Raw genomic sequence first — 24,607 nt, 5'->3', positions numbered from 1 at the left:
AAAGATGTACTCTGTTCATGGCTGATTCATTAACCCAGCAGAGGTTGGGTTTCAAAGGGACGTTTAATAATGCTCGCTTCGTTGCCAGATCTCTATATTGGATCTAACACATCTGCCAAGCTGCGATCGCACTCACTCTTTCTAGGCTAACAATCCCACCCTACTGACATGACACAAAACTAGATTGGGTTCTCTGGACGCAAGGATGGTGCCCCTCCGAGGTCTTCCAGTTGGGTGTTACACCACTCACTACAGTCTGGCATGGGCAATTCACTTGGCTAGGCAACCTAACTCACAATACACATTTATGGCATAATCACCGACTTTAATCAGATTTAACTCGCTCGTCAAGTCTAATTGAAAAAGATTAACAATTCTCAAATTAGTCAAGCGGTGATGTAAGTAGGTGGGGACAATTAAAGTTAACGGTGGGGATCGTCCTTCGTCCTTTGTCATTCGTCCTTTGTAAGGGTTTGAGGGTTATTTACATAAATTAATAGGGTTGAGTTTATTTGCAGCAACCTACTTAACTTTATATTTAGTAATGAATAGCAATCGTTAATTGAGATCGTTCTGAAAACAATTGATAAACTCAAGGAGCTTTCAAAAGCGGATTTGGTATCAGTCCTCCTTTTCAAGCCACACCCTGACAGTCTCACAAGTATCACCCGGCAACGGATTTGATCCGTCAGGATTCGCTATCATCCAGACATGGCTCTTTATCTGAAGAGAGTTTAACTTGGGCTATTTATGTTATATTTCTTTACAGATAGACCCTGACTGTCGCTTATATCAATGTGGTTGTGTCTATAAAAAGCCGAAACCAGCTTGATCTGCGCTCAAGCGATCGCAAACCGAAGCAATGGGATACCATCATTGCTGAAAGCGTAACGATGGAATATAAGTCCGGCAATCAGCGCTATCAAGTACTCAAAGGGATTGACTGGCAAATTCAGCGCGGCAATATTCAAATCCTCATGGGACCATCGGGTTCGGGGAAAACGACGTTCCTCTCTATTCTGGCGGGGCTACTGACGCCTTCATTGGGCAATGTCTACCTACTGGGAGAAGAGATAACCAAGATGTCCAGCGCCAAGCTCGCTCGCTTTCGGCGCAATAATATTGGCTTTATTTTCCAGCATTTTAACCTGTTTCCGGCGCTAACGGCAGCCGAGAATATAGAAGTTGTGCTGAATATTAAAGGGATTCGCGGGACGAAGGCGCGATATCAGGCACAAGAGTTGCTCGAACACGTTGGATTAGAGATGCACGCCAATCAACGTCCGGCTAACTTGTCGGGGGGACAGAAGCAACGAGTCGCGATCGCACGTTCCTTAGCCGGTCATCCTAAGATTATTATGGCAGATGAACCCACGGCAGCACTCGACTCAACCAGTGGACATCGGGTGATTGAATTATTGCGGCGGTTGGCAAAGGAAGAAGGGTGTACAGTACTGATGGTGACTCATGACCCCCGTATCCTGGATGTCGCTGATCGAGTAACCTATCTCGAAGATGGGATTGTGAAGACATCTGGCATAAGTTGACGCACAATAGTCTTAAGGTGAATGGCAGGCTCCAGTCAGCCCTGAATTAAAGTTTCTAGTCAGCCCTGAACTAAAGTTCGGGCTTAAAGCTTAAACCCGTTAAAACGGGTTCAACGACTGATATCATGTCCTGACGATTACCCATAATTGCAATGCTGTAATAACAAGGGTTTCAGGCGTTTTTATTCGGGGTGTTTGACCGGACATGATATGACCGAGTAAGCTCGATTTTATTTCTTGGCGTTCAAGTTGGCGACATTTCACTTAAGGAGCGTGACATTAAATCACTCCTAGTTTATCGTTGCGCTGTCTTCGCCCTAAACACTCACATCGCTGACTACAAACCTTAAAATAGGTTAGTCCATTTTAATGGACTTAAGCTTTTAGCCAAGAACTTGAGTTCTTGGCTGATACTAACGCTGTACCCTTTAACACACCCTAAGTAAAATTTATGCGGTATCTGATTACAAGTGCGTTGCCCTATATCAATGGGATTAAACACCTGGGAAATTTAGTCGGTTCTATGCTTCCGGCTGATGTCTATAGCCGTTTCTTGCGACAGGAAGGCGAATCGGTTCTGTTTATATGTGCCACGGATGAACATGGTACACCGGCTGAATTAGCCGCATTGGAAGCCGGATTAGATGTCGCCACTTATTGTCAAAAACAACACGAACGGCAAGCCGAAATCTATCGCGGATTTGGACTTTCTTTCGACTATTTTGGTCGCACCTCCTCCCCCGATCACCATGAGTTAACCCAGCATTTCTATCAACGCCTCGATGAAAATGGCTTCATGGAAGAACGGGAAATTCGTCAGGTTTATTCTCATGAAGATAATCGTTTCTTACCCGACCGATATATTATTGGAACTTGTCCCCATTGCGGATACGATCGCGCTAGAGGGGATCAGTGTGAGAATTGTACCTCGGTATTAGATCCCACGGATTTGATTGAGCCTCGTTCTGCTGTATCAGGCAGTACAAATCTAGAAGTTCGCACCACTAAACATTTATTCTTAAAGCTGACTACCCTTAGTGATGAAGTGCGTTCCTGGGTAGATAATCAGCAAGAGTGGACGACTCTGACTAGATCTATTGCCCTGAAATGGTTAAATGAAGGATTACAAGACCGTTGCATTACCCGCGATTTGAGCTGGGGTGTGCCTGTACCCCGTTCGGGATTTGAGGGTAAAGTATTTTATGTCTGGTTTGATGCTCCCATTGGCTATATTTCTGCTACGAAAGGGTGGGCAAGTCAACAGGCTAACGCGGATGATTGGAAATCCTGGTGGTATGATGCCCAAGATATTCGCCATGTCCAATTCATGGCAAAAGATAATTTACCCTTCCATACAATTATGTGGCCCGCGATGATTCTGGGAACGCGGGAACCTTGGACAATGGCGGATGATATTAAGGGTTTCAATTGGTTAACGTATTATGGCGGGAAATTCTCCACCAGTTCCAAACGTGGCATCTTTTCAGACCAAGCTTTAGAGATTGTACCCGCCGATTACTGGCGCTATGCCTTAATTGCTATGTCTCCAGAATCGGCTGATTCAGCTTTTACCTGGGAATTATTTCAAATTAAGATAAACAAAGACTTGGCAGACAATCTGGGTAATTTTGTCAACCGAATACTCAAATTTGCCAATAGTCGGTTTAAAGGAGTGATTCCAGAAGGAGGAACGCCGGGAGAGGCGGAACAACGGTTGCAGGAAAGTTGTGAAAGTTTGATAGCGAAACTGAGTAATTGTCTGCAAAATCTGGAGTTTCGCAAAGCCGCCGAAACCTTATGTGCGCTGTGGACAGTGGGGAATCAATATATTGACGAACGTGCACCCTGGGCGCTGTTTAAGCAAGACAAGGAAGAGGCGGGATTGGTGATTCGCACCTGTATTAATCTGATTCGGCTGTATGCGATCGCGTCGAATCCGTTTATTCCGTTTACGGCGGAGAAACTCTTTGATGCGTTGCAGTTATCAGATACAGAAAGAACGCAAAAATTAACTCAGGCGGTGGATTTTAATGCCTTGGCATCGGGTCGTTCTTTTGACGTTCCGCCTCCTCTATTTCGCAAGTTAGAGGATACGGAAATAGAAGAATTGCGCCAACAATTTGGGGGCGAATAATTCAGAGTGAGACGTGTAATCGCACGTCTGGAATATGGGGAAGCATCCTTTGGCTTCCCCATGGAACAAAAAGCTCTCGCATCATTTGGCTTCCCCCGTGCAACAAAATGCGAAGCATCCTCTGGCTTCCCCCTTTTTAAGGGGGACGGAAGGGGGATATAATAGGGGGACTTTAACGGTAGCAGGGTGTGTTAATACAGGCGTTACCGCTGTAACGAAACACTATAAGATAAAATAAATCTCACTATTCTGAGGCAATTAAACTCTCATCAAACGAACCAAAATGCAGATTAAATATACCCTTTCCGAAGACAAAATGCCCAAAGCTTGGTACAACATCCAAGCAGATTTACCCAAACCTCTACCCGGTGTTCTTAATCCCGCTACAAATCAACCAATTACCCCCACTGGCTTGGAACCGCTGTTCCCGATGGAATTAATTCAACAAGAAGTTAGCACCGAACCGGAAATCGAAATACCTGAACCTGTACAATCCATTTATCGGCAATGGCGCCCCACTCCACTTTATCGCGCCAGACGTTTAGAGAAACACCTAGATACACCAGCTAAAATCTATTACAAATACGAAGGCGTGAGTCCAGCCGGAAGTCACAAACCCAACACCGCCGTTGCTCAAGCCTACTATAACAAAGAGGCGGGAATCAAATGTTTAACCACAGAAACCGGGGCGGGACAATGGGGTTCAGCCTTAGCCTTTGCGGGGGCATTATTTGACTTAGAAGTTGTGGTTTACATGGTCAAAGTTAGCGCCCAACAAAAGCCCTATCGCCGCGCTTTAATGGAAAGTTATGGTGCCAAGGTTATCCCGAGTCCCAGTCATGAAACTCAAGCCGGACGCGCAATTCTGGCGGATAATCCCCAGAGTACAGGCAGTTTAGGGATTGCGATCGGTGAAGCGGTGGAGGTAGCGTTAGGGAATAAAACCACCAACTATGCGTTAGGGAGTGTGCTGAATCATGTTCTTTTACATCAAACCGTGATTGGTTTAGAAGCCCAAACCCAATTAGACATGGCAGGAGATTATCCCGATATTATTGTTACTTGTACAGGCGGGGGAAGCAACTTTGCCGGAATTGCCTTTCCCTTTCTCGGTGCAAAGTTACGGGGTGAACAGGAAACGATTCGATTTGTCGCCGTAGAACCCACCGCTTGTCCAACCTTAACTAAAGGAAAATACGCCTATGATTTTGGCGATACGGCGCATCTAACTCCCTTAGTTAAAATGCACACATTAGGCAGTTCCTTTGTGCCGCCAGGAATTCATGCAGGAGGATTACGCTATCACGGAATGAGTCCTCTCATCAGTCATTTGGTGGAGTTAGGCTTAATTGAACCCCGCGCCTATTCCCAATTAAGTTGTTTTGCATCAGGGGTAATGTTCGCCCGTACTGAGGGGATTTTACCCGCACCGGAAGCCAATCATGCGGTAAAAGGGGCAATTGACGAAGCCTTGCGTTGTAAAGAGGAAGGAATTAGCCGCACAATTTTATTTAATTTATGTGGTCATGGTCATTTTGATATGCAATCCTATATCGATTATCACGCGGGACGATTGCAGGATAGCGAGTATAGTGAACAAGAAATTGCTATGGCGTTAGCGGGATTACCTGTTGTTTCTTAGGAATTACTGATGATAATGAATCGAAACCTGACACCACCGAATCTTGAAGAAGCGGAACAACTATTAAATGATTTACTTGAGGAAGTAATCTCAAAAGAGGCTAACTTAGCGGGGGGAGACGCGCAAGATGGGGCGCGAGGAAAAACCGCGATTCAACGCCTTAAAGAAACCACCGTAATATTTGGTGATCCGCGCAGTCGCTTAATCCCACTTACCGCCCAGGGATTTGCCGCCCAAGGGATTGAATTAGATTACGAAGTTTGCCAATTAATGCATCAGTTTGATTTTTATTCGATGGTTGTCAGTGTTGATCCTCGCCCCCAACCCAGTGTGGAGATTTCGGGGTTAGAATGCCAACTGATTTTTGGTTCTCAAGGGAATCAAGCGCCAATTGTGCATCGGATTATCCCTGGGGCAAAATGGCAGCCGATTCTCAATATTGGTGTGGAGATGAATCTGGGTTTAGATGCCAATCTGGATGTTAGTGCGGGGGTGGATGCGGCTGAACTTGCTAAGGTTGAACGGCTTCCGGATTATAATCGGCTAAAAGCAAATGTGGGGAGTAAAGATAATCTGAAATTGTTTACGGTTTTGGATGGGTTGAATTATCAACTGGGTAAGTTTGATATTATTGCCCAAGGGGATGATAATTCAGAATGTTACTGGCGGATTGAGAAGCCTAAACTTCAGGATCAAGCAACTGTCAAATTTGGGATTATTTTTAAAGTGCCTAAAGGCTGGGACTCGATTGAGTTAACTGGGCAGGTTTGGATTGAACCGGAGATGGATTGGCTGAATGGAGAGTTGAGTCATGTGATTAAAGCCCTTCCTAGTCATTTAAAGGATATATTTGGCAGTAAGGCGAGGGCGGCTAAACAGTTTGCGGTGGGTCAAAAAGAAGCCTGGATTGGTGACAATAAGATTATGCTGCCTCATGGATAAAGCTGAGTCAATTTATCAAATTTGTGTCCCGAATGAAACGTCGGTTAGGGTTAAATTATGGAGTCCAGAGTGTCAGGTTCTGAATGAAGCGGCGGGAAGGTTGCGGCTGGATAGGATAAATCAGCCTGTTCAAGATTGTCTTACTGATTCCTCTCGGTTAACGGGAGACTCAATTAGAAGAATCGGTGAGGCGTTATTTGAGTGTTTATTTGATAATCAACTTCGGGAGGATTTCTGGAAAACTTATCGAGAGATTGTTGTGCAGAAGCAGCAACAATTACAGGTTGTCCTAGAAATAAATGAAACGGCAATGCCGGAATTAATCGCCTATCCATGGGAGTTGATGCGTTTTCCCCAGCGCTATCAACGGGGAGAGATTCAGTTGGCGACTGATCCGAATTTGAGTTTGGTTCGGAGTCGGTATAACGTAACGATAGAAGAGAAACCAGCAATTCAGTTAGGGGCAAATGAATCTCTGAGAATTGCTTTAGTTGTGGCTATACCGACAGCCGATTCTCAGTTGAGTCAGGTTGACCATCAGGAGGTTCAAGGTTATTTAACTCGGCTGGCTAATCAACAGGATAAGATTCAACTTTTACCCGTAATTAATCCAGCGACATCGCGAAAACTTGCCAAAGAATTACGCCAGAATCAACCGGATATCTTTCATTTTATTGGTCATGGTCAATTAATCTCAGCAAATGGCAAGGAAGTTGGACAAGTGGCATTGGTGCGAGATTCTGGGGAACCGGATTGGAAGACGGCTGATTTTTTTAGCCGATTATTTACTCAGCATCGTCCTAAAATTGTTATCTTACAAGCCTGTGAGACGGGAAAACAATCAGAGACGGATGGGTTTAGTAGCGTGGCGTCTCGTCTGATGCTGCAAGGGATTCCTGTGGTTATCGCGATGCAGTATCAAGTGTCGAATCAGACGGTTAGTGGTTTTGTCAAGGATTTTTATGGAGAAATTGTTAAGGGTAAGTCTGTGGATTTTGCTGTACAGCAGGCGCGGTTTAATATTGCATTGGATAATGGTTATGAACAGCTAGATTTTGCGATTCCGGTGATTTATATGAATGCGGTTGATGGGTGTTTATGGGGAAATAGTACGGGGTTAGTTAAGTTGACTGATGAATTGAAGAAGACGTTACGGGATGAAGTTGAAACTGTGTTGAGTGAAGATCAGGTGAAAAGTATTTTCCTGGAAAATGAAGGAATGTTTGGCAGGAATTTTTATAATCAGATTCCTGGCGGTGATTATCGAACGCGAGTGATTCGCTTAATTCGAGAGTTGGATAATCGAGGTTATCTGTCATTGTTTATTGCTGTTGTTAGAGAGGATTATCCGAATTTTGCACAGAATGTTCTCGGTTAAATTGGGCGTAGGTAAGCTGTCATGGGTGTTAAATTAAGTAATAACCCCCTCTCCCCCAACCCCTCTCCCACCAGGGGAGAGGGGAGCAAAAAACCCCTATAATTGGAGCAAGAAACCCCTATAATTGGAGCAAGAAGCCCCTATAATTAACGTAGGGTGCGTTAGCGCTGCGTAACGCACCTTTGTTAATATATCTGACTTTTCACGGCATATAATAATTTTGACCGAATGTCCTTGCTAGTCAGGTATAATGTGTAAAGATGTAGGGGCGGGTTTCACTATTATCTCTTCTGTTACGTCTAGATGCGACTAAACCCGCCCCGATACGCAGGTTTCGTGATTTCCTGTGAAAAGTTAGGTTAATATATAAGGTAATGCTGCTTAGTTTCGATTAAGATTGATGTCGATGTCTTGACAATGAGTCTAACTGATCTGCAAAAGCAAAAACTTCGCCAGGATATTGAAGATGTACTCAGTGAAGATAATTTGAAAAATATTTTCCTGGAAAATGAAGGGAAGTTTGGCAATAATTTTTATAACCAAATTCTAGGTGAGGACTACCGAACTAGGCTGATCCACGCCATTAAAAAATTAGAGAACAGAGGGCTTTTAAAAGGATTTATTATACAAGTGGGTCAAGAGTATCCCAGAATTGAAGCGAATTTCACTATTTATGAGCAACTATCAGCCCTCATTTTTATTCTTCAAGATGTAACTATGGAGAAGCCAATTGAGCATTTTTTTGATTGCCATAATATTGAAGAATTAGAGGAAAAAATGTTAGGCTTGATTGAGTGCGATCGCAAACTCCTAGCTTGTGGTGATAATCCAGTAGATATAGGGTTATCTACGACCTGTCCTAGTTTAACCGATTTTGTCGAATCCTCTGTAATTAACCTGTTAACTCGCCACGATATTCAGCCTGATCTAAAAGATAAGTTAAACCAGTGGATTCAGCAGAACTATCCCACTCTTGATTGTCCGACTGAACAGCCATCCAATTCCATCCTCCAAAGCTATCTGTTAATCTTGGTTTATCCGCTGCTGGGTAAAACCCGAACCAAGAAGAAAACCTTTAACATCCAAGCCGAGTTTATTGAGGATTTTCCCAACACCCAAAATCAACCGATTGATTTAAATCCAGACGACAGGAAAACGGAGGGATACTTCGAGAAAGAGATCCCCGATGTGATTTATAAGTTTATTCAACAAGCCAAAGACGACTACTTACACGCACAAGTTTTACAGAATCAGCCATACAATTTGAAAATTGAATTATTTCTGCCCACCGAACTGCTAAGTAAGCGGTTTGAATTCAAGCCTCCCCAAGTTTGGAAAAAAGATGATATCGCCCTCTGTGAGAAATATTCGGTGATGTTACGCTCGTTAAATCGACTGTTAAAACCAGATTGGCAGAATGCTTGTCTGATAAAATGGCAAAAAATGACACAAGTCAACCCCAATGATATCTGTGATTTTGATAAAGAGAGGAACTTGTCCAGTTTGTTATCTAATGCCTTGAAAAAGAAACAATTGGCATTAGAACTAGAACGATTTATCATTGTTAAACTGTGTTGTGACTTACCCCCGCGCAAAACTCAGGTACTTTTTGAGCTTTTATTGGCAAAGGGAATTCCGTTGTGTTTCTGGTTGAAAAATAAAGACCTGTGTCAACCTGCTATAGACAGTTTAAATAGATTAACCACGGCAGACTCATTCTCGGATTTAGAGACGTTATCGGAAAAAATTCTAGACATTCGTAAGCAAGACTTGGCTCAACCGAATCGAGAGACGCTTTTGGGGTATAATTTATCCGTTCTCTGCGATAATACTGAGCGCAAGCCAGTTAATTTACCCAAGTTTAATCAACTGGCAAGCTAAACGGATCACAGGAGGGTATTGTGACATCAACACCGAATCCCGACGATTGGTATTTTTTTTACGGCGATGGGCAAGAACATAGCTTTAAAATTGCTAATTTGCCACCGCCTCCTCCCTGGCGACGATTTCGAGAGATTCATGATTCAGCCGAACTTAAGGAAATCGAACAACGTTGGCAAGCGGTGCAACAATTAGCGGATGCTGAGGAAAATAAACAAGGAAAAGAAAAAGGCAGAAAATTTCGGCTGCACTCTCCTAAACTAGAGGAGGAATCTATTGACGACGAAGGGGAAGACGAGACGGGTAAATCGCCAAGGGTGAATGTAGCGGATGCAGTGAATGCGGCGTTGTATTTACGGCGTCCCCTCTTGGTAACGGGAAATCCGGGTTCGGGAAAAACGTCTTTAGCTTATGCGATTGCCCATGAACTTCAATTAGGATCGGTGTTAACCTGGCTAATTACTACCCGTTCTACGTTACAAGATGGACTCTATCGGTATGACGCGATCGCACGCCTCCAAGATTCCCAGCTTAATAAAGGTAAATCACCGGATATTGGTCAGTATATTACCTTGGGTCCTGTGGGAACGGCTTTTTTACCCTCTCAGTATCCCAGAGTCTTATTGATTGATGAAATTGATAAAAGCGACATTAATTTACCTAACGAACTCCTGCACCTATTTGAAGAAGGAAACTATGAGATTCCGGAATTAGTCCGTTGGGCTGATAAGTCGTCAACTCAGGGAGAAAATAGCACGCCAAAACCTGTACAAGTGCGAACCGAAGATGCTGGAATTAAAGCCTCGATTCAGCGGGGGAGAGTCCATTGTTCTAAGTTTCCGATTATTATTATGACCAGTAATGCCGAGCGAGATTTTCCACCCGCGTTTGTGCGTCGGTGTTTGCGGGTGAGAATGCCTGATCCGGATACAGCCGCGTTAAAAACGATTATTGCGGCTCATTTCCAAGATGAAACCGATGAGGCGAATTGGGAAAGGGTGAAACAGACAACTGAGTCATTGATTGAAGCGTTTTTGGATAAGGATGAACAGGATCGGGCGACGGATCAGTTACTTAATGCGATTTATATTAGAAATAATTTGAGTCCGGAAGCGTTTACCGAGGAGTTACAGGAATTGTTGTTGAATAGTTTGTCGGCGATTGATGAGTTGTGAATGGTGAAAGTTAATAGCGGTATATATAAGGAACGTGTAGTTTAATGGTGACAATTTTTCACCCTCATCCCCTACCCCCTTGTCCCATCGGGGGAGAAGGGGAACCGGAATTCTTAGACGTAGGGTGGGCATTGCCCCCCTTACCCCGTTTATCCAGAGACATGAGGCGCCAAGAGGGCGGGTTTTGTTGATAAGTTTTTGGTCTACCCATCAGTTAAATGGCTAAACCCGCCCCTACAATAGGATAGAATTTCCCAGACGTAGGGTAGGCATTGCCCACCTTACCCCTTATATCCAGAGACATGAGGCGACAAGAGGGCGGGTTTTGTTGATAAGTTATCGGTATACCCGTTAATTAAATGGCTAAACCCGCCCCTACAATAGGATAGAATTTCTCCCTGTTGCCTGTTGCCTGTTGCCTCCTACCCTCTGCCTTCGGAAATGAAATTTGACCGATTAATCGCCCTATTAGAACAAGATTTAAACCTCACCGGGACAGAAATTGCCGAAATTCTCTGGCTGGCGGCACAACGCCGGAATTCCGCCTCAACTCAACCTCCAACTCCGGTTTCTCCCAGCAAACCTACCCCAGCCGAACCGCCTATCATCGATTCAACCGTATCCTCTACACCATCATCCACCCCAGTACCCGAATCGTCTCTTCCCACTATCCCCTCCCGAAACCAACCTGCTGCGAGAGTCTACGCCAAAACTACTTCTCGTCACGATTCCCTAGAGATTGCCCTTCCTGATGTTGCGGCTATCCCTCACCCCCTGAAACTCGCACGGGCATTTCGCCCCTTGATGCAGTGGATTTCCTCTGGCAAAACCACGATTTTAGATGAAGTGGCAACGGTAGACTCGACTGCCGAATTAAATGGTATTGTAAGTCCTATCCTCAAGCCCTTCCAAGCACTACGATTTGATTTAGAGTTGGTGATTGATCAAAGCGATTCGATGATCTTCTGGCGACAGACAACTCAGGAATTAGAACAACTCTACAAACACTATGGCATTTTTCGTTATGTCCGCACTTGGGGAATGGTAACGGATGAACAGGGAGAGATTCGCCTGAAGAAAGGAATCGGTAAAAATGCTTTGTCTCACCGTTTTTATCGTCCCCAAATACTTATTGATCCCAGTGGTCATCGGTTAATTTTAGTGGTTAGTGATTGTGTTGGCGAGAAGTGGCGCAATGGTAAAGCCGTCTCAATTCTAGACACCTGGGGAAACCAGAATAATGTCGCCATTGTCCAGATGTTACCCACCCGGATGTGGTGGCGAACGGGATTGAGTGGGGGGACAATGGTACAACTGGATAGTCGCTGTCAAGCGGCTGTGGCGAATCGAAATCTGGCAATTTCGGAAATTTTATTGGGCGAGGATTTTGATCCGAAACAGGGCGTTAAAGTGCCTGTATTGAGTTTAGAACCTGACCTGGCTCAAACCTGGAGTGAAATGGTGGTGGGGAAAGGAACCGTTGGGGCGACTGGATTTGTGTTTCCGCCAGCATCTGAGGAGAATTCAAAGCTTTCTCTCTCTAACCCCCCTTTCAAAGGGGGGCAAGGGGGGATGGAGACAGGTTTGGAGAGAGGTTTCCAAGAACGGTATTATGACTTCCGCTTATCTTCCTCCCCCATGGCGCGAGAATTGGCGAGTTTGCTGGCGGCTGCACCTGTGGTGAATTTACCGATTGTGCGTTTAATTCGACGCACGTTACTGCGGGAACTTCAACCCGTTCATGTTGCGGAAGTGTTTCTGGGGGGAATTTTACACCCCCAAGGTTTGATTACGCCAGAGACGAATCCGGATGAGATTCAGTATCAGTTTATTGGGGATGCATCAACCGATGAGTCGGAGACAATCCGCCGCCTGTTTCTGAAGGATTCTCCCACAGCCAAGTCTGTGCAGATTGTTACGGTGATTTCTCGCTATTTTGCCCAACGACTGGGTAAAAATCTCAAGCAGTTTTATGGGTTGTTGAAGCAGCCAGACGCTTTAAAACAGGTGCAAGCGGAAACAGTTAAGGAGTTTGAGCCAGAGCATTTTGCTGAGATTACTACCCATATTTTGAAACAATTGGGGGGGGCTTATGTGCGTTTAGCCGAGGAAATTGAAGCAGGATGGCAGGGTGAATCGGTGGAGGCTACGCCAATAGTCACCCAACAACAGTCACAGTCGTCATCTGCTGGGTTTCCCTCCCTGGATACTAGCGAACTTGAATTATTCTCCTTTGAGACGGTTTTTGTTAACCGTCGCGGTGAGATTATTAAACGGGAAACCCACACGGCACAGTATTTTAGGGAACAACTTGCTCTTCCTCTAACATGGGATGCATTTGTTCAATATTTTAGGAAACAACTTCCTCTTCCTCTAACATCATGGGATGCATTTATAAAACGAGTCGCTGATGCTCATAAGCTGTTTGAAGAAGATGAGCGACAAGCTTTTTTGGTTCGGTTTAATGAGCGAAATTTGCCCCGTTATGATAGTCAGGTGGCGCAGGATTTGAATATTAGTGAAGTAACGCTGCAACGGCGACTGAGAAAGGGAGTGTATACTCATTTAGTCACCAGTTGTCCTCAGCTTGATACTGCTAAAAAGGGTAAATTTAAGATTGTCAGAGATTGGTTAAAAAAGGGGTATGTTCTCTTTCAAAGGAATGACACCATGGGGATAAAAAAAACGGCTGGCAGTCACCCCTTCAGGGAGGAAACAATTGCTATAGATATGGTCGTCATCCCTGGCGGCACGTTTATTATGGGTTCGCCAGAAGAAGAAGGAAGAGGTGCCGAACACCCCCAACACGAAGTCACCGTTCCATCCTTCTTTATGAGCAAAACGCCGATTACTCAGGCACAATGGCGTATAATCGCGTCTCGTACAGATTTGAAGATAAACCGTGATCTTGACCCTGCTCCGGCTCGTTTTAAGGACAATCCTAATCCCAAAACCTTACCCAACTACCGATCAAGCGAGACAGTTCCCACCCGATGGGATAGACCCGTTGAGCAAGTCTCCTGGTATGATGCAGTAGAATTTTGCGCCCGACTCTCCCTACTCACCGGACGGGAATATAGACTCCCATCTGAAGCCGAATGGGAATATGCTTGTAGAGCCATTCTCCCTGATTCCTCATCTATCAGCGAATCAAACCAAAATCCCACCTATCCTCCCTTTCACTTTGGTGAAACCCTAACGGATCAATTAGCCAATTACAATGCTAACTACACCTATGCTGATGAACCCAAAGGACAATATCGAAAACAAACCACCCCCGTGGGCAGTTTTTCCCCCAACGCTTTTGGTTTGTACGATATGCATGGGAATGTCTGGGAATGGTGTTTAGATGACTGGCACGACAACTATGAAGGTGCGCCGTCAGATGGTGAAGTTTGGTTAATTGATAATAATGATAATTATTCTCGTATTCTGCGCGGTGGTTGCTGGAACAGCATCCCTGTTAAATGCCGTGCGGCGTACCGCGACAGGGGTTATCCCACGAACCACTACTACGGCAACGGGTTTCGGGTGGTGTGCGTTTCCGGCTGGACTCTGTAGCCCTTTTGCCCTTTGTCCTTTTTCCGCCGTCAGGCAGATCGGATTTTTTGGCAAATATTAAGCTGAAGTTCCCCCAGCAAAAAAAACAAAACTGCCTCACTGTGCGGCTTTGCGCGATTTTTTAGCTGCTCTACACATTTTGTCGATGAGGATACGACAATTCATGGATTAACACCAGAAGGACGAACAACGGTAAAATTGCTGCAATTGAATAATGATAAGCGATTAGGCGAACGAAAACGATGACGCGATCGCACTTTTTAAAATTCCCCACCTGAACATCGGTGGGTTACGGCGGACACTTAATTGAATGGTTATTCGCTTCGATTAAATTCCGCCTAACCCACCCTACGGCATAGCTGAAATTGTGGAACAGATTTGACGTTTAAACCGGGCGCACGTCGGTGCGCCCCTACGATGCTAATCTACCATTTTAGGTGTGCCACGACACTACGGCACTGGCAAATCAGCCTTAATAAAAAAACGAAACCCTTACGGTTACAGCATTGTAATTATGGGCAATGGTTAGGACATGATATTACTCCCCTCTCCCCTGGTGGGAGAGGGGTTGGGGGTGAGGGGGATTGTAGCTTAGGTTGACACCAATGACTGACCTGCGCCCTTTATTAATGTCGCTTTTTAACCCAATCTGTCCGATGATTGGGTCAATTTTCAATTATTTCTTTGTCTAACTATCGGTGGGTTAGGTTGGATATCTCATTGAATGGTTAACGCTTCGATTAAATGCCGCCTAACCCACCCTACGTTTTTTGGATCAAATGGTTTCCCTTTGCTCTTTTTTTTGAGAGAAAAGGGTGTTTATTTTGTTAATTTTGTTATATTATTATCACAAGCGCATAAAGCACCCAAGATATTATGAGATATTTACCGCCTCAATTCGACACCTGCTACACCGCCAAAACCACAGCCCAGCAAGGGTTAGAGGATGTTGGCGTTACCCAACTCCTCTCCCATCTCAAGCACTACAGCGACGTTGATTTCGATGCATCCCAAATGCACCTAACCGATGCTGAAGTCAACATTCTCGCCAAGCTGTTTATTCAGCAGTTGACTCAAAGCCTCAACGGTAAACTCATCGCTGGCGCATTAAATACCCTGCGTCACGGTAAGGAGATAGAGGAGATGACTCCACACTCGGTTGGGGCGGGTTTAGTCACATCTGGGGAAACAAGAAACGATAGTTGTGAAACCCGCCCCTACACAAGACTCAACACTTTCCCTACCCCTCGCTACAAAGAAGGCGATCGCGTTCAATGGAAAACTCCAAATCCTGACTGGGGCGTGATTCTGGGGCGCTTCTATGAATATAATCACGATTGTGATCAATGGACGATATGCTACCTGATTCAACTCGCCCCCGATTCTCCCAGTGCAGCTTGGATCACCGCAGATATGGCTTGGGAAGAGGACTTAGAAAAAATGCCCGATATCGTTGCAGCCAGCGAAGAGAATGGCTATTCCTACCTTTATTCCAGCCAGTCTCGCCGTGCGATCGCGCCTCCATCTCTGCATAGTCCCAGAGGACGCTACAATACCCACTATCCCCACCAGCCTCGCCCGATTACTCGGCGTGAACAGTACATCATTGACCTTTATTGTTACTGTGAATTAGGGATGACACCCAGGGACTTTTATGCCAAATGGGATGTCACCTATGAACAAATTTCTCATATTTGCGATCGCTCCCTGGGAACCGTACAATGTTGGTTTAACCGAGATCAAGGACATCGCCCTCCGAAACCCGTTGATTTGCGCCATTTGGCAATTATGGATTTTTTGTTAGAGCATTTTGAAGAGATTCCCGAAAAACTTAGAACTATCCTGTGTTCTCCATAATCGGTGGGTATTTGTAGGGGCGCATAGACGTGCGCCCTTTATTGAATGACGCTTTTGAACCTAACCCATTCAATTGTTCTGTCAATTTTAATTCATTCCCCGCTTGAATAGGGGTGGGTTAGGGTTGATAGTTCATTGAATGGTTCTCAGTTTAAAAGAAGGGCTAAGGTTCCCTTACTACGAACAAATCATGACTTTTTGGCATTCAGTATCAGACTATACTGTTTTTTTGAAGCATTTTCCGACAAAACTCAACCCTTAACTAAATTAAAGCCAAATCCCCCAAATCTTATCGTTTTGTTAAAGCGTGGCTTGTACTTCTGGTGGAGTTGGTTTATCGTAATCCAACAAGCTGATGGTGTCACGGCGGGGATACCCTCCGTTAAGGTAAAAGGCAGAAGGCTCCGAGACTCCGAGGCAGAAGGTAGAATAAAGAAACGCTTGTATAGTAAGCTGTTGCACCTTTTTCCACTGGATACTGATTTCCGCTACGTTACACCAGATAGCTTTCCAACCTCTACACTGAAAAACGGGCGCAAGCCTTGCGCCCCTACAACCCTCGTCGTTTTTGGGTCATTTTGAGATGAAAAGCAACCAACTGCCGAAAAAACAAGGTTTATACGATCCACAGTTTGAACATGATGCTTGCGGTGTCGGATTCGTCGTGCAGATGAAGGGGAATAAGTCCCACGATATCGTGGAACAAGGGCTAACGATTCTGGCAAACCTGGAACATCGCGGCGCGTGTGGTTGTGAACCGAATACTGGAGACGGTGCGGGGATTTTAATCCAAATCCCGGATCAGTTTATGCGGAAAGTCGCCGCCGCCGATAACATTACCCTACCGGAAGCGGGTCAGTATGGAGTAGGGGCAATTTTTACCTCCCCTGATCCGATGATTCGCCAGCAGAGTCGCCAGATTTTTGAGAAAATTGCCACCGAAGAAGGGCAAAGGGTTCTGGGGTGGCGGGATGTTCCCGTGGATGACTCCCCCCTGGGAAGTATCGCTAAACTGGGTGAACCGTTCATGCAACAGGTGTTCATCCAGCGTTCCCCAAACCTGGCTGATGATCTATCCTTTGAACGGAAACTCTATGTGATCCTGAAACGGGCGGAAAAAGAACTTAGCCAGTCAGAGGTTGACCCCTGCTGGTATACAGCCAGCCTCTCCTGTCGGACAATTGTGTACAAAGGGATGCTGACGCCGATACAGGTGGGACAATATTATCCCGAACTCCATGATCCGGATCTGAAAAGCGCCCTAGCCTTAGTGCATTCCCGGTTTAGTACCAACACCTTCCCCAGTTGGGAACGCGCCCACCCCTATCGCTACATCGCCCATAATGGGGAAATTAATACCTTACGGGGTAATATTAACTGGATGCACGCCCGACAGTCGCTGTTTAAGTCGAAACTGTTTGGCGATGACTTGGAGAAAATTCAGCCCGTTATTGATTTAGAGGGAAGTGACTCAGCGATATTCGACAACTCCCTAGAAATGTTAGTCCTTTCTGGGCGTTCCTTACCCCATGCGGTAATGATGATGATTCCCGAACCCTGGACAAATCATGAGTCGATGAGTGCGGAGACAAAGGCATTCTATGAGTATCACTCCTGTCTGATGGAACCCTGGGATGGTCCTGCGTCTATCGCCTTTACCGATGGTACGACGATTGGGGCGGTTTTGGATCGGAATGGGTTGCGTCCATCGCGGTATTATGTCACCAAAGATGATCGGGTAATTATGGCATCGGAAGCCGGGGTGTTACCCGTGGAACCCGAAGACGTGGCGTTTAAAGGGCGCTTGCAACCCGGGCGGATGTTCTTGGTGAATATGGAAGAAGGGCGGATTATTGCTGATGAGGAATTGAAACAGGCAATTATTACCGAACATCCCTACCAAGAGTGGATTGACGAATACATGGTGGAACTGGCACAGTTAAAGGATGCGCCAGAGGTAGCCCAACCGGAACCCGACACCCTAATTCAACGGCAAATCGCATTCGGCTATACCTTCGAGGAATTGCGGATGCTAATGGCACCAATGGCACAGAATGGGGTAGAAGCGGTGGGTTCCATGGGTTCGGATACGCCATTGGCGGTGTTATCCGATCGCCCGAAGTTACTGTACAATTATTTCCAGCAACTCTTCGCCCAAGTCACCAATCCCCCGATTGATTCGATTCGGGAAGAAATTATCACCTCGGCGGAAACCACAATTGGTTCAGAACGCAATTTACTGGAACCTGAACCCCAGAGTTGTCATTTAATTGAACTGAAAACGCCGATTCTGACGAACGAGGAATTGGCGAAACTCAAATATGTGTCCGAAGGGGAGTTTAAATCTGTCACCCTACCGATTCTATTTGACCCCAAGGCTGGGGTGAAGGGATTGGAAACGGCGATGGAGGAGATTTGTGCAAAAGCGGATCATGCGATCGCAGACGGAACCACTATAATTATCCTCAGCGATCGCGGCATCGATAAAGACCATGCACCAATTCCCGCCTTACTTGCGGTTGCAGGATTACATCACCACTTAATCCGCAAAAAAACCCGCACTAAAGTCGGAATCGTCTTAGAATCCGGAGAACCTCGCGAAGTTCATCATCATGCGCTGCTGATTGGGTATGGCTGCGGTGGGATTAATCCCTATCTGATCTATGAAACCATTGACGATATGATCAGCCAGGGCTTGCTGGAGAATATTGATCGCAAGACGGCGCAGAAAAACTATATCAAAGCCGCCACCAAGGGTGTAATTAAAGTCGCCTCCAAGATTGGCATTTCCACCATCCAAAGTTATCGCGGCGCCCAAATCTTTGAAACCATTGGACTCAAACAGGCACTTGTTGATAAATACTTTACCTGGACAGCCACGCGAATTGAAGGGGCGGATTTAGACGTAATCGCCCAAGAAGCAATTATGCGTCATAGTTACGCTTTCCCTGACCGAGACGTGAATGGGCATACCCTAGATGCAGGCGGCGAATATCAGTGGCGCAAAGACGGGGAAGCACACCTATTAAGCCCCCAAACCATCCACGCCCTGCAAAATGCCGTGCGTCAGGGTAGCTATGACCTGTATAAAGAATACGCTGCCCTAATTAATGAGCAGACCCAGCAACATTTTACCCTACGGGGACTCCTGCAATTCAAGAAACGCGACCCCATTCCCTTAGAGGAAGTGGAACCCGTGGAGGCGATTACTCGGCGGTTCAAAACCGGGGCGATGAGTTACGGGTCAATTTCCAAAGAGGCGCATGAATCCCTAGCCATCGCCATGAACCGGATTGGCGGGAAATCCAATACTGGGGAAGGCGGTGAAGATCCCGAACGCTATACCTGGACAAATGAAAATGGCGATTCTAAGAACAGCGGGATTAAACAAGTCGCATCCGGGCGGTTTGGGGTCAACAGTTTGTATTTGTCCCAAGCCAAGGAACTCCAAATCAAGATGGCGCAGGGGGCGAAACCCGGAGAAGGGGGACAGTTACCGGGGCGCAAGGTATATCCTTGGATTGCTAAGGTACGCAACTCGACGCCAGGAGTCGGCTTAATTTCGCCCCCACCCCACCACGATATCTACTCGATTGAAGACTTAGCCGAGTTAATTCATGACTTGAAAAACGCCAACCGCAACGCCCGGATTAATGTGAAACTGGTGTCTGAGGTGGGTGTAGGAACGATCGCGGCGGGGGTTGCCAAAGCCCATGCGGATGTGGTATTGATTTCCGGCTTTGATGGGGGAACGGGTGCATCCCCGCAAACCTCAATTAAACACGCCGGATTACCTTGGGAATTGGGGGTAGCGGAAACCCATCAAACTTTGGTATTAAATGATCTGCGATCGCGGATTGTGGTGGAAACCGATGGTCAAATGAAAACGGGGCGCGATGTGGTTATGGCGGCGCTATTGGGGGCAGAGGAATTTGGCTTCTCTACGGCACCTCTGGTGTCCCTGGGCTGCATTATGATGCGAGTTTGTCAAAAAAACACCTGTCCGGCGGGAATTGCCACTCAGAACCCCCAGCTACGCCAGAGTTTCATCGGCAATCCGGATCATACGGTGAACTTCATGACCTTTGTCGCCCAGGAAGTGCGGGAAATCATGGCACAACTGGGATTCCGCACCCTAAATGAAATGGTGGGGCGTGTGGATGTCTTGGAAGCGAAGCAGGCGGTGGATCATTGGAAGGCGAAGGGATTGGATTTATCCCAGATTCTCTATCAACCGGATGTGGGACCCGAAATTGGGCGCTATTGTCAGATTCCCCAGGATCATGGGTTGGATAAGTCCCTAGATATGAGGGTACTGCTAGACTTATGCAAAGGTGCGATCGCAAAAGGTGAAAAGGTAACCGCTACCCTACCGATTCAGAATATCAATCGGGCGGTTGGCACGATTTTAGGCAATGAAATCACCAAGCGTCATTGGCAGGGTTTACCGGAGGATACCATCCATCTGCATTTCCAAGGGAGTGCAGGTCAAAGCTTCGGCGCATTTGTCCCCAAGGGCGTCACCTTAGAACTAGAAGGAGATGCCAATGACTACTTTGGCAAAGGATTATCTGGGGGTAAATTAATCCTCTATCCCCCCGCCCGTTCCACCTTTGTCCCCCGTGAGAATATCATTGTCGGTAATGTCGCCCTCTATGGCGCAACCTCTGGTGAAGTTTATATTCGGGGAATGGCAGGTGAACGGTTCTGTGTTCGCAACTCAGGGGTTAACGCGGTAGTTGAAGCCGTGGGAGATCATGGGTGCGAATATATGACTGGGGGTAAAGTAGTGGTTCTCGGTCCAACCGGGCGCAATTTTGCCGCAGGAATGAGTGGCGGTGTCGCCTATGTGTTAGATGAGAAAGGGGATTTTGCCACTCGTTGCAATACCCAGATGTCCGACTTGGAGAAACTGGAAGATGACGAGGAAATTGAAATCATCCACCAAATGATTGCCAAACACGTCGAGTACACCAAGAGTCAACTGGGGTTAACTATCTTGGCAAATTGGACAGAAATGGTGCCGAAGTTTGTCAAGGTGATACCCAGGGATTACAAGCGGGTTCTGGCTTGTTTAAATAAAGCCGAAGAAGCCGGATTAAGTGGCGATGATGCGCTGACGGCTGCGTTTGAAGAAAACGCCCGCGATTTAGCCCGGATTAGCGGTAGCTAGTCCAGCGTTACGTAGGGTGCGTTAGCGAAGCGTAACGCACCATTCATTGCCCAAGGATTTGATCACAGGGCGACCCGAGTCAATTGAATGGACACCATTGTTCATTGATGCAGGCGGGTCGCCCCTACCGATCAACCTAGAAAAAGCGGTCATGATTCCTAATCGCGATCGCACGATTATTGATAATTTTGCCACGTAGCGAATCAGATATGAAAATTATCAACGTAGAAACGTAGGGTGTGTTAGCGAAGCGTAACGCACCGTTTCTCTGCCTATTTGAACGGCGACTAGAGCCATGAATAGAGGATACCATGAACTACGAACTTTATTCAGACGTTATTTTGCTTGGCGATATTCCTGAAGCTGGGCTTTATGCAGGTGATATCGGTACAGTTGTCGAAAAACATAACGTTGCTGAATTAGAAACGGGTTATAGTGTTGAATTCTTTGATATGTTAGGCAACACCGTAGCCGTTATGACTCTACCTGCAAGTTCTGTCCGTTCACCAACTCATGCAGACCGACCAACAGTTAGAGACTGTATGTCTGATTTATGACCGATGAATTCCCAATCTTACTGATCACGCAAGAAGCGTATGAAGCCTCCTCGAATGAAACGTTAGGGAGTAAATATAAATTTTGGTTCTACCACGAAGAACTGGGTCGTTGTCTTTATAAGCAAAGCCGACCCAACCTGGGGGAAGATTGGGCAGAAAAAGTCGCCTCAGAATTATGTAAACTCTTGGGACTTCCCTATGCGGTTTACGAATTGGCTTCTACCTGGAACGGCGATCGCGGTGTCGTTTCACCTAACTTTTTACCGAAATCGGGGACGCTGGTTCATGGTAACGAACTGCTTTCCTCAATTGTGCCGAACTATCCGGCGTTTGGGACGTATGGCATATCACAACATACAATAGATAGAGTATTGAGGGTGATTGCCGGGGAATCTGTCCATTTACCGATTGATTGGACACCGCCCTCTGGTATCCAAACAGCAGTAGATGTGTTTGTTGGTTATCTGCTGCTAGATGCGTGGATTGGCAATGGCGATCGTCACCATGAAAACTGGGGAATTGCTCGCATGAAAACAGCATCAGCGTCCGATGAAACTGAACACCTAGCACCAACCTATGACCATGCTTCCAGTTTAGGACGCGATCTCTCTGACGAGCAAAGGCAGAAACGCTCAGTTCAGGCTTATGCCAATAAATGTTTTTCGGCGTTTTATGGCAGTGTTGATGATAGAAAAACGCTTAAAACCTTTGATGTGTTCTCACTCGTGGCTCATCGCTATCCCCAAGCGGCTTCTGTGTGGTTGGCGCGGCTGGAAACGATCCAAAAGGCTAATACTTTAGCCATCTTTAATCGCATTAACCGATCGCGCATTTCTCCCGAAGCCATCAACTTTGCTCAGGAGATTCTGGACATCAATAAACATCGGCTACTTACCTTGAGGAAAACACGACCTTGAAAACACCAAAAACACTATTTTTAGCTTGGCAAGATCCGATTAGTCGCTATTGGTTCTCGATTGGTCGGTTAACCTTTGATGGAAGACTCTATCAATTTATTTATACCCAAGGGGTAAAAGAGGCGGAAGCGAAATGTGCTTTTCAGCCATTGTCTTCGTTTCCGTACTTAGATGAAGTGTATACATCAACTGAATTATTCCCCGTCTTTGCGAATCGGTTAATGTCGCGATCGCGTCCAGATTATTCTAGTTTTATGGAATGGTTAAATATTCCTAACGATGAACATGACCCCATGACAATTTTAGCCCGCAGTGGTGGGGAAAGAGAAACGGATACACTTGCTGTTTTTCCTTGTCCGGAAGTTAATACACAAGGACAGTATCATTTATACTTTTTCTCCCATGGGCTGCGACATTTGCCAAGCTGTGCCATTGAGCGGATTAATCAGTTTGAATCGGGTGAAAAATTAGGGTTAGCTCACGAATTTCAAAATCCTTACGATGCTCAATCTTTAATTTTAACGACAGAAGACCACTATATTGTCGGCTATTGTCCGCGATATTTGCTGGCAGAAATGTTTGAGTTAATCCTACACAAGTTAAACCTAGAGGTACAGGTAGAACGTGTGAATCAACCTCCAAAGCCACTTCAGTTTCGGTTATTGTGTAAAATGACTGTTCAGGCGAGCAAGGATTATCGTCCCTTCTCTAGTCCTCACTATCAACCCCTGATGGCAGAATTTGCGCGATCGCGTCCTCATTTTCAGCTAAACTGTTAGATGGGTTAATCATTTTGCCTGATACCCAATTAAGATTAATCTATCGTGATTTTGGCAAAAATGACCCAATAATTTCATTTTTGTAACCTATTGGAGATTTCCCTAAATGGTACAAACACCATCCCCAACGCTTACCCTAGCCGAATTTCTCCAACAACCTGAAGCCCAACCTGCCAGGGAATATATTGATGGCAAGATTGTGCAGAAGCCAATGCCGAAAACTCGCCACTCTCGACTTCAGAAGTGGCTTGTCCAATTAGGGGGAATTATTTGGATTAATTCTGAATAACTGAGATGCTACAGTGGCAATGGTGCGTTACGCTACGCTAACACACCCTACTGGAGTGGCACACCTTAATTGGTGGATTAGCATTGTAGGGGCGCATGGCGTGCGCCCGGTTTAAACGTCAAATCTATTCCACAATTTTAGCTGTGTCAGTCCACTACATATAGTGCGATATATAGTGCGATCGCTCATTTGGGGATTCACGTCTTGAGGTGGCTTTAATTTAGCCCTTGCCAAACTGCGATCGCGGACACTGGGCGGTTTTTCTCCGGTTAATAATTGATACAATGTTGCGGCTAAAGAATACACATCGGTATAAGCGCCGCGTTCGGCATCCACATGGTATAATTCCAGGGGTGTAAACCCATCGGCGGTTGTCGGATTAATCGTTGTCAACGGGTGATCAAATCCCACCGCTAACCCAAAATCAATTAACACCGCCTCCCGTTTCCCCTGACGCATGATAATATTGGCAGGTCGAACATCCCGATGTACTAAGTTATTCTCATGCACCACCATCAGCGCTGACCCAATTTGGCGAATATAGCGTAAGGCTTCTTTTTCGGTCAATCGATTAGCATGGGTTAAATCTTGCCCCTGAATATACTCCATGACAAGACAAACTTGATCACCCTCTTTAAACTGAAGTTCCCCCCATCCCGATTGAGGATAGAAGCCTAAACCGTGACTATGTAAGCGTTTGAGCCAATTATTCTTCTCAATTCGTACCCATGTATATTTAAGATTTTCTTAATAGTCTTGGGAGAAAATCTGTGAG

At 45.9% G+C, this 24,607-nt stretch carries 16 protein-coding genes and 1 pseudogene; 15 read left to right on the top strand and 2 right to left on the bottom strand.

Features of this window, described 5'->3' with window-relative positions; genetic code table 11:
* Window positions 1–270: 270 nt before the first annotated feature.
* Window positions 271–456: a hypothetical protein gene (locus RIG66_RS00590; protein WP_446374212.1), complete on the bottom strand. Its 186-nt coding sequence runs from the start codon at window positions 454–456 to the stop codon at window positions 271–273.
* A gap of 341 nt (window positions 457–797) precedes the next feature.
* Here RIG66_RS00590 and RIG66_RS00585 point away from each other — a divergent pair, with 341 nt between their 5' ends.
* From RIG66_RS00585 to RIG66_RS00515, 15 genes and pseudogenes are all read left to right on the top strand, one after another.
* A complete protein-coding gene (locus RIG66_RS00585; protein ID WP_446374210.1) occupies window positions 798–1,547 on the top strand; it encodes an ABC transporter ATP-binding protein in 750 nt (249 codons plus the stop codon).
* A 451-nt stretch (window positions 1,548–1,998) separates the two neighbouring features.
* Window positions 1,999–3,681, top strand: a complete 1,683-nt coding sequence (gene metG / locus RIG66_RS00580; protein ID WP_446374208.1) for a methionine--tRNA ligase — start codon at window positions 1,999–2,001, stop codon at window positions 3,679–3,681.
* A 283-nt stretch (window positions 3,682–3,964) separates the two neighbouring features.
* On the top strand, window positions 3,965–5,323 hold the full coding sequence (locus RIG66_RS00575) for a TrpB-like pyridoxal phosphate-dependent enzyme (RefSeq protein WP_446374206.1): 1,359 nt from the start codon (window positions 3,965–3,967) through the stop codon (window positions 5,321–5,323).
* A gap of 9 nt (window positions 5,324–5,332) precedes the next feature.
* The gene (locus RIG66_RS00570) at window positions 5,333–6,265 is read left to right on the top strand and encodes a hypothetical protein (RefSeq protein WP_446374204.1); all 933 of its coding nucleotides are present in this window, start codon (window positions 5,333–5,335) and stop codon (window positions 6,263–6,265) included.
* The gene (locus RIG66_RS00565; protein ID WP_446374202.1) at window positions 6,258–7,643 is read left to right on the top strand and encodes a CHAT domain-containing protein; all 1,386 of its coding nucleotides are present in this window, start codon (window positions 6,258–6,260) and stop codon (window positions 7,641–7,643) included. The genes RIG66_RS00570 and RIG66_RS00565 overlap by 8 nt, the downstream gene beginning before the upstream one ends.
* Window positions 7,644–8,060: 417 nt before the next feature.
* Entirely contained in the window at window positions 8,061–9,524 is a 1,464-nt protein-coding gene (locus RIG66_RS00560; RefSeq protein ID WP_446374200.1) for a VMAP-C domain-containing protein, read from the top strand.
* A 20-nt stretch (window positions 9,525–9,544) separates the two neighbouring features.
* A complete protein-coding gene (locus RIG66_RS00555; protein WP_446374198.1) occupies window positions 9,545–10,699 on the top strand; it encodes an AAA family ATPase in 1,155 nt (384 codons plus the stop codon).
* A gap of 441 nt (window positions 10,700–11,140) precedes the next feature.
* Entirely contained in the window at window positions 11,141–14,260 is a 3,120-nt protein-coding gene (locus tag RIG66_RS00550; RefSeq protein WP_446374196.1) for an SAV_2336 N-terminal domain-related protein, read from the top strand.
* An 876-nt stretch (window positions 14,261–15,136) separates the two neighbouring features.
* Window positions 15,137–16,117: a hypothetical protein gene (locus tag RIG66_RS00545; RefSeq protein WP_446374194.1), complete on the top strand. Its 981-nt coding sequence runs from the start codon at window positions 15,137–15,139 to the stop codon at window positions 16,115–16,117.
* 583 nt (window positions 16,118–16,700) lie between these two features.
* Entirely contained in the window at window positions 16,701–21,290 is a 4,590-nt protein-coding gene (gene gltB, locus RIG66_RS00540; protein WP_446374192.1) for a glutamate synthase large subunit, read from the top strand.
* 58 nt (window positions 21,291–21,348) lie between these two features.
* On the top strand, window positions 21,349–21,489 hold the full coding sequence (locus tag RIG66_RS00535) for a hypothetical protein (RefSeq protein WP_446374190.1): 141 nt from the start codon (window positions 21,349–21,351) through the stop codon (window positions 21,487–21,489).
* A gap of 112 nt (window positions 21,490–21,601) precedes the next feature.
* Window positions 21,602–21,847 (top strand): DUF4926 domain-containing protein, encoded by a 246-nt coding sequence (locus tag RIG66_RS00530; protein WP_446374188.1) that lies wholly within the window; start codon window positions 21,602–21,604, stop codon window positions 21,845–21,847.
* A complete protein-coding gene (locus RIG66_RS00525; RefSeq protein ID WP_446374186.1) occupies window positions 21,844–22,764 on the top strand; it encodes a HipA-like protein in 921 nt (306 codons plus the stop codon). The genes RIG66_RS00530 and RIG66_RS00525 overlap by 4 nt, the downstream gene beginning before the upstream one ends.
* Window positions 22,761–23,543, top strand: a complete 783-nt coding sequence (locus tag RIG66_RS00520; RefSeq protein ID WP_446374184.1) for an HIRAN domain-containing protein — start codon at window positions 22,761–22,763, stop codon at window positions 23,541–23,543. Before RIG66_RS00525 ends, RIG66_RS00520 begins: the two co-directional genes overlap by 4 nt.
* Window positions 23,544–23,649: 106 nt before the next feature.
* Window positions 23,650–23,796 (top strand): annotated as a pseudogene (locus RIG66_RS00515) (Uma2 family endonuclease); the annotation flags it as partial.
* Between the two features lie 147 nt (window positions 23,797–23,943).
* On the opposite strand, the gene RIG66_RS00510 reads toward RIG66_RS00515, so the two are convergent.
* Window positions 23,944–24,552, bottom strand: a complete 609-nt coding sequence (locus RIG66_RS00510) for a serine/threonine protein kinase (RefSeq protein WP_446374214.1) — start codon at window positions 24,550–24,552, stop codon at window positions 23,944–23,946.
* Between the last annotated feature and the right edge of the window lie 55 nt (window positions 24,553–24,607).

This window comes from Coleofasciculus sp. E2-BRE-01 (assembly GCF_040221695.1).
Lineage (GTDB): Bacteria > Cyanobacteriota > Cyanobacteriia > Cyanobacteriales > Coleofasciculaceae > Coleofasciculus.
Note: the sequence above shows the minus strand (reverse complement) of the source record. Positions and strands in the feature narration are given on the sequence as shown.

What these genes read in the sequence shown, in the direction of transcription:
- metG (WP_446374208.1), top strand. Translation starts at nt 1,999, where the DNA reads ATGCGGTATCTGATTACAAGTGCGTTGCCCTATATCAATGGGATTAAA.
- gltB (WP_446374192.1), top strand. Translation starts at nt 16,701, where the DNA reads ATGAAAAGCAACCAACTGCCGAAAAAACAAGGTTTATACGATCCACAG.
- RIG66_RS00550 (WP_446374196.1), top strand. Translation starts at nt 11,141, where the DNA reads ATGAAATTTGACCGATTAATCGCCCTATTAGAACAAGATTTAAACCTC.
- RIG66_RS00565 (WP_446374202.1), top strand. Translation starts at nt 6,258, where the DNA reads ATGGATAAAGCTGAGTCAATTTATCAAATTTGTGTCCCGAATGAAACG.
- RIG66_RS00525 (WP_446374186.1), top strand. Translation starts at nt 21,844, where the DNA reads ATGACCGATGAATTCCCAATCTTACTGATCACGCAAGAAGCGTATGAA.
- RIG66_RS00530 (WP_446374188.1), top strand. Translation starts at nt 21,602, where the DNA reads ATGAACTACGAACTTTATTCAGACGTTATTTTGCTTGGCGATATTCCT.
- RIG66_RS00570 (WP_446374204.1), top strand. Translation starts at nt 5,333, where the DNA reads ATGATAATGAATCGAAACCTGACACCACCGAATCTTGAAGAAGCGGAA.
- RIG66_RS00560 (WP_446374200.1), top strand. Translation starts at nt 8,061, where the DNA reads ATGAGTCTAACTGATCTGCAAAAGCAAAAACTTCGCCAGGATATTGAA.
- RIG66_RS00545 (WP_446374194.1), top strand. Translation starts at nt 15,137, where the DNA reads ATGAGATATTTACCGCCTCAATTCGACACCTGCTACACCGCCAAAACC.
- RIG66_RS00590 (WP_446374212.1), bottom strand. Translation starts at nt 456, where the DNA reads ATGACAAAGGACGAAGGACGATCCCCACCGTTAACTTTAATTGTCCCC.
- RIG66_RS00575 (WP_446374206.1), top strand. Translation starts at nt 3,965, where the DNA reads ATGCAGATTAAATATACCCTTTCCGAAGACAAAATGCCCAAAGCTTGG.